Genomic DNA, 13,822 nt, shown 5'->3' with positions numbered 1-13,822 from the left:
CCCCTGCCGAGCGTACGCCGCCACCGGGGACGGCGCCGCCCGCGTCAGACCGGGGGGACGGGGGCCGGGGCGAGGAGGGTCACTTCTCGTCGAAGTCGGCCGCGGCCACCCGGAGCGGGCGCAGGAGGGCGAAGATCTCCCCGCACTCCTCGGCGTCGTAGGCTCCCAGCCCGAAGTCGACCTCCATCAGCGCCTTCGTGGCCGCCTCGACCACCTCGCGGCCCTTGTCCGTGATCGACGCGAGGGTGCCGCGCCCGTCGTTCGGGTTCGGGCGCCGGGCGACGAGGCCGGACTTCACCAGCCGGTCCACCGTGTTCGTCACCGACGTCGGGTGCACCATCAGCCGCTCGCCGATCTTCGACATCGGCAGTTCCCCGGCCTTGGAGAAGGTCAGCAGCACCAGCGCCTCGTAGCGCGCGAAGGTCAGACCGTACGGCTTGACGACCGCGTCGACCTCGCCGAGCAGGATCTGGTGCGCCCTCATGATCGAGGTGATCGCGGCCATCGAGGGGACCGGGCCCCAGCGTTGCTGCCAGAGTTCGTCGGCGCGGGCGATCGGGTCGAAGGGAAGACTGAGCGGCTTGGGCACGCATCAGACCCTACCGGGCGGTCATTTGGCCGCGGGATCCGTCTCACGCCTCGGCCCGTCCGTCCGGCGCACCTCGGCGAGCAGCAGCAGGACGACCCCCGTGCCCAGCACCGCGGCCGACGCCACCACCACGTGGACGGACAGGAACTCCGCCGCGACTCCGGCGAGCGCCATGCCGACGCCCTGAAGGGTCATCAGGCCGGTGCTGAGCAAGGTCATCGCCCGGCCGCGCAGGTCCTCGGGTACGGCCTCGACGTACCACTGGTCGAGCCCGAGGGTGTACGCGTGGGCCAGCCCGGCCAGGACGAGCGCGGCCAGCAGGAGCGGCAGCCCGGGCCGGACGGCGTACGCGAGCAGCGGCAGCAGCGAGACGGCGGCGAGCGGGGCCGTGATCCGCGAACGCGTTCGGGCGGTGAGCGCGGAGCCCGCCCACACCTCCCCCGCGATGGCTCCGGCCGGCATCGCGCACATCAGCAGCCCGAGCCCGGCGGTGGAGATGCCGAGGCCGGTGGCGTACGGCGTCAGCAGCGCCTCGGGCACGACCACGAAGAGCGGCGGCAGCCAGGACAGCAGGGTCAGGGCCCGCAGCCGGCGGTGGCCCAGCACGGCGCGCAGCCCGGCGAGCGGGGAGACCCGCGAACCGGCGCCCGCGCTCCGGGCGGGCCGGGCCCGGGTGCCCAGGCGCAGCAGGAGGGCGGAGCCGAGGAAACCGGCGGCCGTCAGGAGGATGGCCCCGCGCGGGGCCAGCACGGTGAGCAGCAGCCCGCCGAGCCCGAAGCCGATCAGCTGGGCGCTCTGCGCCACCATGCGCAGCAGCGAGCGGCCCAGGACGTACGCGTCTGTGGCCCCGAGGACGTCGGCGAGGGAGGCGCTGCGGGTGCCCTGGAACAGCGGCGCGACGAAGGCCATCGCGCAGCGCAGGACGAGGAGCAGCGCGACCGGGGTGCCCGGCGCTGCCATGGCCGCCGCGCAGGCCGCGCAGACGAGGTCGCAGCCGACGAGCACGCGGCGGGCGGGGAGCCGGTCGGCGAGCGGCGCGAGGAGGGTGCCGCCGAGGGCGTAGGGGAGGAAGCCGAGGGCGAAGGTGAGCGCGCTCATCAGGGGGGAGCCGGTGGCGCGGTAGACGAGGACGGTGAGGGAGATCTCGGCGATGACGACGCCGAGCACGGACAGCAGGTGCGCGGCGAAGACCGGCCGGAACTCCCCGACCCGGAAGACGGCCCGGTATCCGACGGGTTCCGGCGCGGGGGGCCGCTCGGGCGGCCCGGGGACGGGATGCGGCTCGGCGGCGGGATGCGGCTCGGCGGCGGGTGCGCCCTGGTTGGCGGTGGTCATACGGTGCACCCTGGCGGCGCCTAGGCTGGGGTACCAGAGATTCGCCCCCACCCGAATCACCCGCTTCCGGCCCGGCGGCCGGGCAGCCTGGCGGTCCGGTCCGCCGGCCGGGCAGTCCGGACCAGCGGCCCGTCGCCCAGCCCGCACCCCGCCGCCCGCACCACGTCACCCGTCCGTCCGCCCACCCGTCCCACCCGTCCCACCCCCGGAGGGACCCGCCCCGTGCCCTTCCACTTCCGGTTCGGCCCCGCCGACCTGCTGCGCTGCCGGTTCTCGATCTCGCCCCGCTGGGAGACCCAGGAGGCGGTACGGGTCCTGCAGGACCGGCGGCGCCACGCCTACCACCTGCCCTGGCTCCGCGGGATCCGCACGGCGGCCGCCGGGCTGGACCTGCGGCCGCTGTGGCTGCTGATGCCGCGCACGGGACACAACCCGGACTTCCTCAGCCCGCCCCCGACGGGGCCGTCGGTCACCTTCGAGGAGGAGCTGGCCCGGGTCCGGGCCGCCGATCCGCAGGCGGCCCGGGAGGACCTGCGGCGCTCCCTGGTCTGCACCCCGGGCGCCCTGGAGAGCGCGGCCGGGCAGCGGATGCTGGCCGACCCGGAGCGGGCGGTCCAGGAGCTGGCCGACCTCTACGAGCAGGCCTGGCGGGCGCTGGTCGCCCCGCACTGGCCCCGGCTGCGCGCCCTGCTGGAGGCGGACGTCCTGTTCCACTCCCGGCGGCTGGCCGCGGGCGGGCTGGAGGCCCTCTTCGACGGCCTCCACCCGGATCTGCGCTCGTCGGGGAACACCCTCAGCATCGCCCGCCGGGGCCACCACGACCGTTCCCTCGACGGCCAGGGGCTCCTCCTCATGCCGAGCGCCTTCGTCTGGCCGGAGGTGGTGGGCGGCTACGACCCGCCGTGGCAGCCGACCCTGGTGTACCCGGCCCGGGGCATCGGCGCCCTGTGGACGGCCCCGGCCGGCCCGGCCCCGCAGGCCCTGGCCCGCCTCCTGGGCCGCGCCCGCGCGGACGTCCTGTGCGCCCTGACCGAGCCGGCCTCGACCACCGCCCTGGCCCACCGCCTGTCCCTGGCCCCCTCCACGGTCTCGTCCCACCTGAAAACCCTCCAGCAGGCCGGCCTCCTCATCCCCTCCCGCCACGGCCACCAGATCCTCTACGAACGCACCCCCCTGGCCATCGCCCTGACGGGCGGCTCCACCGAACCCACCCCCGCCGGAGCCAACCCACTCCCACCGGCGTAATCCCACCCCTGCCAGGCACATCCAGCTCGGCCCGGGGTAAACCCAGCCCCGCCGGCGTTTGAGGCGCGGGGTCTGGGGCGGAGCCCCAGGGGCTCGGGCGCAGCCCGGGCTTTGCCGGGTCCGGGCAGCGCCCGGGGAACGGAGGAAGGGCGGGTAGGGGACCAAGCCCCCCGGCTCCCCGCAGCTGCACCCGTACGCACGCGGCGCTGTCGCACCCCTCCCCACCTGCCCCATGTCACGATGACCCGGCCCGCGGCCGCGGCCGCGCCCGCCGCCCGACCGCCCCGCCCCGCCCCGCCCCGCCCCCTTCGCCCCGAGGAAGCCGGATGCCAGCCCCCCGCAGACGCCCCGCCGCCCTCCTCACGACAGCCCTGGTCCTGGCCGCGACAGCGGCATGCAGCGCCACCCCCACCGCCCAGCCGGAATCCGCCCCGCCCCACCACCCGGCAGGGATCGGACTCGTCGACGAGTCCCCGTTCTGGGTGGACCCGCAGAGCGACGCCGCCCGCCAGGTCGCCGCCTGGGAGGCGCAGGGCCGCAACAGCGACGCCCAGGTGCTGCGCCGCATCGCCGACCGGCCGATGGCCCTGTGGGGTCCGGCCGGCGACCCCGGCCCCGAGATCCGCCGGGCCAGGGCGAGCGCCCGTACGGCAGGCCGCACCCTGGTCCTCGTCGCGTACAACATCCCGTACCGGGACTGCGGGCAGCACTCGGCGGGCGGCGCCCGGGACGCCGCCGCGTACCGGAGCTGGATCGGCGCCTTCGCCGACAACATCGCCGACACCAAGGCGCTGGTCGTCCTGGAGCCGGACGCGATCCCGCACCTCGTGGACGGCTGCACCCGGGCCGGCCACCGCGACGAGCGGCTGCGACTGCTCTCCGAGGCCGTCGACCGGCTCAAGCGCAACAAGAACACCAAGGTCTACCTGGACGCCGGCAACCCGGCCTGGATCCCGGACCCGAAGAAGCTGGTCGACCCCCTCTACAAGGCGGGACTCGACCGCGCCGACGGCTTCGCCCTCAACGTCTCCAACTTCCAGCCCAGCGCGGCCGGCCGGGAGTACGGCGCCGCCCTCTCCAAGGCCACCAAGGGCAAGCACTTCGTCATCGACACCAGCCGCAACGGCGACGGCCCGCTCCAGGGCGACCGCGGCCAGGCCTGGTGCAACCCGCCGGGCCGCGCGCTGGGCACGCCCCCGACCGACGGGACGGGCGACCCGCTCGTGGACGCGTACCTCTGGGTCAAGCGCCCCGGCGAATCGGACGGTACCTGCCGCGGCGGCCCCCCGGCCGGGACGTGGTGGCCGGACTACGCCCTGGGCCTGGCCCGGCGTTCCACGGACTAGGGCGTCTCTTTCGGATCTTGTCGGTCAGGCCCGCGTCGTCCGGTGCCGTGCCTCGCCGCGCTGCCGGGGCTCCCGCGTACTGGACGTACTCGGGAGCCCCGGCAGAGCGGCGAGGTGCGGTGCCGGACGGCGCGGGCCCGGCAAGATCCGAAAGAGACGGCCTAGGGCGTCCCGCCCCTAACTCAGCCAGCCGTCCCGCGACTCCGCCGACGGCGGCGGCTCCGGCTCCGGCGCCGGCCGCACGCGGACCCACTTCGCCACCGACGGGGTGCCGTCCGCGTCCGTCACGAACAGCATGTACCAGCCGGGCGGCACCAGCGTGGGGTCCGCGGGCACGGTGACCGTCACCGTGCCGGCCGTCTTCGCCAGCCCGAGCTCGATCGAGCGCTGCTCCACGTCGGTGGTGTGCGTGACCGCGCTCGGCCGCATCAGCCGGGCCCGCTGGATCCGCTCGGCCCGCGGCGCCTCGAAGGTGGCGGAGCCGCCGAGCTCGGCCTCCTCGGGCCCCTCCCCCAGGACCGGCCGCAGCGCCGGGTCCCGGTGGAGGTAGGGCGGGCTGTACACCTCCAGCCGGTGTTCGAACCGGCCCAGTCTGGTGTTGTCCTTGTCCGCGAAGAGCGGGTCGGAGCCGAAGGTCGCCACCCGCCCGTCGGGCAGCAGCAGGGCTTCGGAGTGGTAGTTGCGGCCGACCTTCGGAGCCGCGGCGGCCACGAAGGTGTCGGTGCGCGGGTAGTAGAACTGCGCCTTGCGGATGTCGCTGGCGCCCCGGCCCCGGTAGTCGGCGGAGCCGCCCGTGGTGAAGAGGGAGTCGTCGGGCAGCAGCACGCTGCTGAGGTAGCGCACGCCCTGCGGCAGCCTGGCCGTCGACCGGAAGACCGGCACCTCCGCCTTGAGGTCCACGACGGCCGTGCGGTCCGTGGACAGCCTGGACTCGCCGACTCCGCCGCCGCCGAGCACCATCACCTTCTGGTCCTGGGCCGGGGGGAGCAGTACGGAGGAGGAGGTCTCCAGCTGGTCGGGGTCGGCGAGTCCGCCGACCTTGCGGTACTGGTTGGTCGCCAGGTCCCACACGCCCGGTTCGCGTCCCTTGCCCTTGGGGCCGTAGCCCGCGTTGGAGCCGGTGTAGAGCAGTTTGCCGCCCTGGGTGAGGAAGAGGGCGGGGTACGTCGGGAAGTAGCGGAAGGGGCCCTTGGACCACTTCTTCGTCTTCGGGTCGTAGTACTCGTTGTCGCCGGGTACGACGTCGCCCACGTCGTTGAGCCCGGACACGGCGAGGACCCGCCCGTCCTGGAGCCCCACCAGGGTCGGGTACCAGCGGGCGTCCCTCATCGGGTCGACCGGTACGTACTTCTCCGCCACGGGGTCGAACTCGTAGGCGGACTTGATGCCCTGGAAGTCCTGCTTGTCGGCGCTGAGCCGCTCCGCGAGCCCGTAGACGTTGCCGGCGTCCTTGCCGGTCAGCCCGGCCACCGCGTACTGGGCGGCCTGGGTCGTCAGCCCGGCGGCGCCCTCCCGGACCGCCTCCACGAAGACCCGCGCCTCGGCCGCGACCACCTTGGTCTTCCACGGCATCATCTGCCCGCCGCTCCCGTGGGCGATCTCGAACCGCCGGGTGGCCTTGGGGACGGTGACGGCGAACTTCGACACGTACTCGACGCCGGAGGGGGACCGGAAGACGGTGCCCTTCGCCAGGGTGACCGCCTTGTCGGGGCTCTCGTTCTTGACCCGCATGCCGCCGCCGGCCCGGGTGACCTTCCCGTCGAGCACCTCGTAGCGCGCGGTGCCGCCGGCCACCAGGAGCTGTCCGTCGGGGAGTTGGCTGTGGCCCGAGCAGAAGAAGTCCTCCGGGGTCGGGATCTTCTTGAAGCTGTCGTCCTCCGGGTCCCACAGGACGGTGGAGAAGCTGCCCTTGTCGAAGTTGCGCTGGTCGTTGCCGGAGCCGGCGATCAGCAGCACCTTGCCGGTGCGCAGCAGCGCCGCGTGCATGGCGTTGATCCGGTACTCCTCGGGGAGGCCGATCAGCCCCCACGAGCCGTACTGGACGCGGTAGCCGGCCCGCCCGATCTTGTACGAGTGGTAGCGGTCTCCGGCGAAGGAGAGCGCGGCGGGCGCGTTGAGCGCGAGCACCAGGGCGACGGCTCCGGCGCCCAGGGCCGTCTTCTTGAACTGCTTCGAAGGGCGGTACTCCATGGCTCAGTTCCCTCCCGCGGTCGTCGCGAGGGCCTGCTCCGGTCCCTCACCCGGTTCGGGTCCCCCGCCGGGCGCGGCCCGGGCGCTCCGGGCGCGCAGCTCCGTCACGGCCCATGCGGCCGGCGGGGCGAGGGTGACGGCCAGGGCGAGGACCGCCCAGACGCGCATGGCCGCGTGGGTGTGCTCGTAGCGCACGGAGGCGGCGAGGGAGACGAGCAGGACGGCGGCCCAGAAGAGGTGGATGCGGAAGGTCGCGGGCCGGTCGGGGCTGGCGACGGCGCCCTTGGGGGTGACGATGAAACGGCCCCGGGTGCGCAGCACCGCCGAGCCGAGCGACATCAGGTAGACCGGCGCGCAGACGGCCGACATCGCCATGCCGGCGAGCCCGCCGGAGCCCTCCGGCTCGTGGGGCGAGACGTTGTGGCGGCGGTTCCACAGGTACAGGCCGATCTGGAGGGCGGCGGCGTCGGTGTAGAGCATCAGCCAGACCTCGGAGGAGACCTGGGTGCCGGAGGCGCCGAACCACAGGAACAGCACGCAGCTGAGGACGCCGAGGAGCCAGTTGACGGCGGTCATCGGGTAGTAGACGAGCATCAGGGTGTAGTTGAGCCAGCGGCCCGGGGGCATCCGGAAGCAGCCCCGCCAGTACTGCCGCAGGAGGGTCTCGTACGTCCCTCTCGACCAGCGCAGCTGCTGCGTGAAGAAGTCGGTCCAGGTGCTCGGGCCCTCCCCCACGGCGAGCACGTCGGGGGTGTAGACGGAGCGCCAGAACCTGCCGGTCGCGGGGTTCCTGCTGCGGTGCAGCTCGAAGCCGGTGGCCATGTCCTCGGTGAGGGAGTCGTAGAGCCCGCCGACCTGGCGCAGGGCGCTGATCCGGACGGCGTTGTTGGTGCCGACGAACATGGGGGCGCCGTAGCGGTTGCCCGCGCGCTGGATCAGCGCGTGGAAGAGGTACTGCTGGGACTCGGCGGCCTTGGTGACCGGGGCGGTGTAGTTGCCGTAGACCTGCGGGCCGACGACGAAGGCGGTGTCGGGGTCGCGGAAGAAGCCGAGCATCCGCTCCAGGTACTGCGGGAGCGGCACGTGGTCGGTGTCCACGGAGGCGAAGTAGTCGTAGTCCGCGCCGTGCCGGGCGAGCCAGGCGTTGTAGTTGCCGTGCTTGGTCCTCGCCCGGTGGGCCCCCTTCGCCGTGTTCCACTCGGCGACGCCCTTGCGGGTGAAGTGGCGCACGCCGAGCGCCGCGCACAGTTCCCTGGCCCCGGGGTCGTCGCCCTCGTCGAGGAGCCAGACGTCGAGCGGCCCGTCGTGGCGGACGGCGACGGCCCCGCGCAGGGTGGCGGCCGCCATGGAGAGGGGTTCCTTGCCGGGGACGTAGGTGGTGAGGAAGGCGACGCGGGTGCCGGGTTCGGCGGGGACGGGGACGGGGTCCCGGGCGACCATCGTGGCGTGGGCGATCGAGATCACGTTGACCACCATGAAGAGCATGATCAGGGCGACGGATCCGAGCATCACGGCGTCGAGCCGCACCAGCCAGGTCTCGCCGCCCTCCCGGACGGTGCGGTGCGTGGGCCAGACGAGGTAGAGCAGCAGTCCGGTGGCGGCGACGGGGGCGAGCGTCATGAGCGCGACGGCCCGTATTCGGGTCCGCAGCTGCTCGCGCGCGAGCAGGGAGCGGTACTTCACCTGGTAGGCGACGGCGGGGTCCGGCTCCTCGCAGGGGCCGGCCAGTCGGCTGTGGGTCTCGTAGTCGAAGGCTTCCTGCCGCACGGTTCCTCCAGCGCTCGAAACCGGGGTACGTCTCCCAACGAAACGGGAGATGCCTCGGCCTGTCGAACGGATGCACCCACCCGGGCGGTTCCGTTCCGTGCCCTTGCGGACAGGGCCGAACGGGTCACCGCAGCGGGAAGCGCGGGCGCCGGCGCCCCGGCCGCGCCCCTCAGCCGGTCCGGCCGCCGAGCAGGATGCCGCGGCCGGCGTAGAAGAGGTCCAGGTCGGCCCAGGGGACGGGCGCGTACTGCTGGGTGCCGTCGGGGAAGCCGGAGGGATTGTGCACCAGGACGGCGTCCTCGGTGGCCCCGACGGCGAGCACCAGGTGGCCGCCCCGGGGCCCCGGCGCGGCGGCCGGGGAACGGATCGACCAATGCACCGACAGCATCGCCACCCCGCCCCCGGCGAGCGCGTCCCGGATGCTCCCGTGATCCAGCCGGGGCTCCGAGCGGGCGTCCAGGCCCCAGCGGGCGTTCACGTACTCGGCGAACGGCTGATAGATCAGCCCCTGCACGGCGTCCCCGTCCCGCACGTACGCCCCGGCCCCGCAGAGCTCCTTCACCAGCTCCACCGAGGGCGGCACCGGGAGCCCCAGGCTCCCCAGCACCATCCGCAGACAGGCCACTCCGCACATGCGGGGCGCCCAGAAGGCGTACTCCTCGGGGGACCCGGCCCCCGACCCGGCCCACAGCGGGTCCCGGGCCGCGTCGGCCCCCGCGACGAACTCGGGCACCAGCGCGGCGGACTCCCACTGGGAGTAGTACGGGACGGCGTGCTTGATCGTGGAGGCGGTCATGCCTCCGGAGTCTGCTCTACGGGAGACCGCCCGCCCGGGCGGCCCCGGCGCGGGCCCGCTACTCGCAGGCCACGCCGTCGCCGTCCCTGTCCAGGTGGCGGCCGTAACCGGGGTCGCCGCGACGGATCGGATCGGCTCCCGCGGCGCGAACGGCCGTGCAGTTCTTGTAGTAGACGCTGCCGCCTCCGCCGCCCGTGGACGAACCACCGGTCGACGAACCGCCCGAGGAAGAGCTGCTCGAGTCGTCCCCGTCGCCGGGCGCTTCAGGTGTGGGCTCGGGGTCCGGATGCAGCCTGGCGCCTGCCGCCCCCGGGCAGGCCGTGCCGGGTGCCACGACCTTGAGGTGGGCGCTCGTGGTCTTCGGGGCCTGGATCTCCTTGCCCTCGGCCGGGTCCTGGAAGCAGACCTTCCAGCTGCCCGCGGCAGCAGGCAGCGTGACGTCGGCGTAGGCGCTCTCCGGTTCGACCGACTTGAGCCCGATCGGCTCGAGGGTCTCGGTCGCCTTGGCGAAGGTGAGGCCGATGACCTTCGGCATCTTCGGGTGGGCCGGGGGCGCGGTCGCCGAAGGCGTGGGCGTCACGGTCGCGGAAGGCGCGGGTGTCGCGGTGGCTGTCGCGGCGGCCTCGTTCGTGACCACCGCTTTCGGCTTCGCGTCGGTCCCGGTCTTCTCCGGCGGATCGCCCATGAAGGGGGCGAAGAACCAGAGACCGGCGAGGACCGTGGCGGTGATCTTCTTGCCCTTGCTCCAGCCGCTGGTCCACGCGAGGGCGATGCCACCGGGCGGGAAGACGACGAGCAGGGTGATGATCAGTGCCGGATGGTGCCACCAACGCCGTACGGGCGCATGCGGGTGGGAGTACGGCGGCGGGTAGCTCACGGGCGTCCTTCTGCTGATGCGTGCCGGGCCCGGCGATCGTACATAAATGCGAAAGTCGTACTGATCAGTACGAAACATTGGCCCCGGACCGGCCCCGGATCGGCTCCGGACACGACGAAGCCCCTCGAATCCACCGGACCGATCTCCGGAGAACCGAGGGGCCGCGCGGGAGCTTCCGAGGGGCTCGCGGGTGGCTCAGCCCCCGGCGAGGTGGCGTTCCACCGTTTCCATCTTGGACGTCATGCCGTCCGTGACGCCGGGACGGATGTCGGCCTTGAGGATGAAGGAGACCCGGGGGGCCCGCTCCTCCACGGCGGCCACCGCGCGCTTGACCACGTCCATCACCTCGTCCCACTCGCCCTCGATGGTGGTGAACATGGCGTCCGTGTGGTTCGGCAGCCCCGACGCCCGGACGACGCGGACGGCGTCGGCCACGTACTCGCCGACCTCTTCGCCGACGCCCAGCGGGGTCACCGAGAACGCGATCATCATGCGCGGGCCGCCTCACGGGCGCGGGCGGCGAGCACGCCGGCCGACTCGTCGCGCTTGAGGAGGCGGTCGCCGTAGAGCCCGCCGAAGGGGACCAGCGCCAGCAGGAAGAACAGCACGACCTTCTTCAGCGGCCACTTCGCCTTGAACCAGACGTCCAGCAGGAAGACGCCGTAGATGACGAACAGGATCCCGTGGATGACGCCGAGCGGCATCATCAGGTAGTCGATGTCCGAGATCCGGCTCAGCACCGAGCCGAAGATCAGCAGCGCCGGGAACGAGAGCGCCTCCGGTACGGAGATGAGGCGCAGCCGGTGCAGGGCGGAAGCGGTCTTGATGTCCACGTGGAACCTTCGGGATGGATGCCGGGGGTCCGTCCCAGTGTCTCAGCCGCTCCGGGCGATCTTGGCGCGGGGCCCGTGGTCCCGCGGACCGGGGCGGACCGTACCGAACCGTGACGGATATCGGCCAACGGGCCCTGTTCGGTGCCGCCCGCTGCGGATACCGTCTTCCCGTGGCTCAGTTCCGACTCCAAGGCAGCAAGGTGCTCGCCGTCGACCTGACCGGGGACGCCGTGAAAGCGAAAAACGGCGCCATGGTCGCGTACGACGGCCAGATGGCCTTCAAGAAGATGACCGGCGGCGGCGAAGGCCTCCGCGGAATGGTGACCCGGCGGCTCACCGGCGAGCAGATGACCGTGATGGAAGTGCAGGGGCACGGCACCTGCTTCTTCGCCGACCGGGCGAGTGAGATCAATCTGGTCAATCTGCGCGGCGAGAAGCTGTACGTCGAGTCCAGCAACCTGCTGTGCACCGATGCCGGCCTGCGCACCGGCACCACCTTCACCGGCCTGCGGGGTGCGAGCACGGGCAACGGCCTGTTCACCACCACCGTCGAAGGCAGCGGGCAGGCGGCGATCATGTCCGACGGCCCGGCGGTCGTGCTGCGCGTCAGCGCCCAGTACCCGCTCTCCGTCGACCCGGGGGCGTACATCGCGCACACCGGCAACCTCCAGCAGTCCTTCCAGTCCGGTGTGAACTTCCGCACGCTGATCGGCGAGGGCTCCGGCGAGTCCTTCCAGATCCGCTTCGAGGGCGAGGGCCTGGTGTACGTGCAGCCCAGCGAGCGCAACACCATCGGGGGCGACGTCTGATGCCGTTCCGCGAGATCAACTCGAAGATGGTCGAGGCCCAGGTCGTACCGGGGCAGAAGATGTACAGCCAGCGCGGCGCGATGCTCGCCTACCGCGGCGAGGTCTCCTTCACCCCGAGCCTGACCGGCGGCCAGGGCGGCGTGATGGGCATGATCGGGCGCCGCGTGGCGAACGAGCAGACCCCGCTGATGGAGGTCGAGGGCAGCGGCAGCGTGATGTTCGGCCACGGCGGCCACCACATCCAGGTGATCAGCCTCACGGGCGAGACGCTCTACGTGGAGGCCGACCGGCTGCTCGCCTTCGACGGCACCCTGCAGCAGGGCACGATGTTCATGGGCGCGCAGGGCGGGGTCATGGGCATGGTCCGCGGCCAGGTGACGGGCCAGGGCCTGTTCACCACCACCCTCAAGGGCCACGGCTCGGTGGCCGTGATGGCCCACGGCGGGGTCATCGAGCTGCCGATCCACCCGAACCGCCCGATCCACGTGGACCCGCAGGCCTACGTCGCCCACCACGGCGAGGTCCGCAACAAGCTGTCCACGGCGCTGGGCTGGCGGGACATGGTCGGGCGCGGCTCGGGCGAGGCGTTCCAGCTGGAGCTGTCCGGACAGGGCGCGGTGTACGTACAGGCCTCGGAGGAGAAGCTTTGAATCCTCCCCGCTCTATGGGGCGGGGATTCCTGGCTCACGTCGGCTGTGGACCTGCGGTCCATCAGCTCTTACACGATCGGCACCAGCCGGGTTGAGACCAGCCCGGACCAACATCACACGTGCGGAGTTCTTGTCCCTGGAGGACACCGCTCCACACGCGGTGCAGGTGTAGGTACGTTCTGAGAGAGGTAGTGCGTGCTTGGTTCTCGCTCCGCACTGCGCGCAATCCATCGTGGTGTGCGCGGGATGGACAAGGTGCACGATGCGTCCGTGCTTACGGGCCATCGCGATCAGGGCTGTCTTGGTCGCGGAGATCGCCGCGTCGGCGGCCTTGCGGGCCATGGTCGACTTGGCGAGGAACTTCGGCCGGAAGTCCTCCACCGCGAGGGCGTCGTGGTCGCGGACGACGGTCTTGGCCCACTTTCGACCACTGTCCTGACGTTGCCGGGCCACCTTCTTGTGGAGCTTCGCCGCCAGCTTGCGCGCCGTCCGGTAGCCCCTCGACCCGGGCTTGCCTTTCACTGGTCTACGGCGGGCCATCATCCGCTGGTAGCGAGCGAGCCTGACGGCCGACGTCCTGCCGTGCTCGGCGTGCGGGAGGTCGTGGGCGTCGCTGGTGGTGGTCGCGGTCTCCTTCACACCCCAGTCGATGCCGATCACCGCACCCGTGTCCGGGAGCGGCTGGGCTTCGGTGGCGACGACGAAGGAGACGTACCAGTGTCCGAGGGTGTCGCGGTAGATCCGCACAGAGGACGGGTCCGCCGGGAGGTCGCGGGACCACACCACGGTCAGGACGATGCCACCCGCGAGATGCAGGCGGCCGTCCTTGATCCGGAACCCGCGCCGGGTGTGGTTCAGGCTCGGGTCGGCCGCGTGCTTCTTCTTGTATTTCGGCATGCCCGCCCGCTGCCCCATCGGCAACCTGGCCTTGATGTCCTTCAAGGCTTTGGTACGGGACTTCCCGAAGTCCCGCACGAGTTGCTGCTGCGGAACGCTGCTCCCGTCACCCAACCAGGTGTTGCGGTTGCGGGCTTCCGTCAGCATCTTGTCCAGCCGGGCCGGACCGCACATCTCATCCTCGGCCCGGGCCTTCTTCGACCGAGCGCAGCATTCGTTCCAGACCCACCGGCACCGCGCCCACTCGCCCAACAGCTTGGCGAGAGCGGTCGACGACACACGAAGCCGGTAGGTGAACCGGGCATGCCCGGTCTCCTCCGCCCCCTGATATGCCGTCACACGATCAACCTAGACCAGCCCACTGACAACGCCGGAAAGCGCAGGTCACGGCAGATGCAAGCAAAAGTCCGACGATCCGCACCTACGATGGCGGGGCCCATTCCTCCCCGGGCCGAAGCCCGGAGCACCCTGGGAGAGACCCGGTGAAT

13 protein-coding genes are annotated in these 13,822 nt (G+C 72.4%); 4 read left to right on the top strand and 9 right to left on the bottom strand.

Translation table 11 applies throughout. The annotated features are described in order from the left end of the window. Positions 1-79: 79 nt before the first annotated feature. Together ACODT5_RS45740 and ACODT5_RS45735 are read right to left on the bottom strand one after the other, a co-directional pair. A complete protein-coding gene (locus ACODT5_RS45740) occupies positions 80-589 on the bottom strand; it encodes a MarR family winged helix-turn-helix transcriptional regulator (RefSeq protein WP_422524770.1) in 510 nt (169 codons plus the stop codon). Between the two features lie 21 nt (positions 590-610). Continuing rightward, positions 611-1,924 carry an MFS transporter gene (locus tag ACODT5_RS45735; RefSeq protein ID WP_422524769.1) on the bottom strand — a complete coding sequence of 438 codons (1,314 nt, stop codon included), beginning with the start codon at positions 1,922-1,924 and terminating at the stop codon, positions 611-613. A gap of 222 nt (positions 1,925-2,146) precedes the next feature. Here ACODT5_RS45735 and ACODT5_RS45730 point away from each other — a divergent pair, with 222 nt between their 5' ends. Then, complete coding sequence (locus ACODT5_RS45730) at positions 2,147-3,169, top strand: ArsR/SmtB family transcription factor (RefSeq protein WP_422524768.1); 1,023 nt, start codon at positions 2,147-2,149, stop codon at positions 3,167-3,169. Between the two features lie 326 nt (positions 3,170-3,495). After that, a complete protein-coding gene (locus ACODT5_RS45725; protein ID WP_422524767.1) occupies positions 3,496-4,515 on the top strand; it encodes a glycoside hydrolase family 6 protein in 1,020 nt (339 codons plus the stop codon). A 177-nt stretch (positions 4,516-4,692) separates the two neighbouring features. Here ACODT5_RS45725 and glxA read toward each other — a convergent pair whose 3' ends face one another. From glxA to ACODT5_RS45695, 6 genes are all read right to left on the bottom strand, one after another. Then, positions 4,693-6,705 carry a radical copper oxidase GlxA gene (gene glxA / locus ACODT5_RS45720; RefSeq protein ID WP_422524766.1) on the bottom strand — a complete coding sequence of 671 codons (2,013 nt, stop codon included), beginning with the start codon at positions 6,703-6,705 and terminating at the stop codon, positions 4,693-4,695. A 3-nt stretch (positions 6,706-6,708) separates the two neighbouring features. Beyond that, positions 6,709-8,472 carry a glycosyltransferase family 2 protein gene (locus ACODT5_RS45715; protein ID WP_422524765.1) on the bottom strand — a complete coding sequence of 588 codons (1,764 nt, stop codon included), beginning with the start codon at positions 8,470-8,472 and terminating at the stop codon, positions 6,709-6,711. 169 nt (positions 8,473-8,641) lie between these two features. Further along, on the bottom strand, positions 8,642-9,268 hold the full coding sequence (locus tag ACODT5_RS45710; protein ID WP_422524764.1) for a C39 family peptidase: 627 nt from the start codon (positions 9,266-9,268) through the stop codon (positions 8,642-8,644). Between the two features lie 58 nt (positions 9,269-9,326). Further along, a complete protein-coding gene (locus tag ACODT5_RS45705; protein WP_422524763.1) occupies positions 9,327-10,145 on the bottom strand; it encodes an excalibur calcium-binding domain-containing protein in 819 nt (272 codons plus the stop codon). A 195-nt stretch (positions 10,146-10,340) separates the two neighbouring features. After that, positions 10,341-10,637, bottom strand: coding sequence for an MTH1187 family thiamine-binding protein (locus ACODT5_RS45700; protein ID WP_266904380.1), 297 nt, complete (start codon positions 10,635-10,637; stop codon positions 10,341-10,343). Beyond that, on the bottom strand, positions 10,634-10,978 hold the full coding sequence (locus ACODT5_RS45695; protein ID WP_422524762.1) for a DUF3817 domain-containing protein: 345 nt from the start codon (positions 10,976-10,978) through the stop codon (positions 10,634-10,636). Before ACODT5_RS45695 ends, ACODT5_RS45700 begins: the two co-directional genes overlap by 4 nt. A 170-nt stretch (positions 10,979-11,148) precedes the next feature. Here ACODT5_RS45695 and ACODT5_RS45690 point away from each other — a divergent pair, with 170 nt between their 5' ends. Both ACODT5_RS45690 and ACODT5_RS45685 read left to right on the top strand, forming a co-directional pair. Then, positions 11,149-11,787 carry an AIM24 family protein gene (locus ACODT5_RS45690; RefSeq protein WP_422524761.1) on the top strand — a complete coding sequence of 213 codons (639 nt, stop codon included), beginning with the start codon at positions 11,149-11,151 and terminating at the stop codon, positions 11,785-11,787. Further along, positions 11,787-12,437: an AIM24 family protein gene (locus ACODT5_RS45685; RefSeq protein WP_422524760.1), complete on the top strand. Its 651-nt coding sequence runs from the start codon at positions 11,787-11,789 to the stop codon at positions 12,435-12,437. The genes ACODT5_RS45690 and ACODT5_RS45685 overlap by 1 nt, the downstream gene beginning before the upstream one ends. Before the next feature lie 12 nt (positions 12,438-12,449). Here the strand turns inward: ACODT5_RS45685 and ACODT5_RS45680 are convergent, their stop codons facing one another. Then, positions 12,450-13,673, bottom strand: a complete 1,224-nt coding sequence (locus tag ACODT5_RS45680) for an RNA-guided endonuclease InsQ/TnpB family protein (protein WP_422524759.1) — start codon at positions 13,671-13,673, stop codon at positions 12,450-12,452. Positions 13,674-13,822 lie beyond the last annotated feature (149 nt).

It is taken from the genome of Streptomyces tatrensis (assembly GCF_049310065.1).
In the GTDB taxonomy this organism is placed as follows: domain Bacteria; phylum Actinomycetota; class Actinomycetes; order Streptomycetales; family Streptomycetaceae; genus Streptomyces.
Note: the sequence above shows the minus strand (reverse complement) of the source record. Positions and strands in the feature narration are given on the sequence as shown.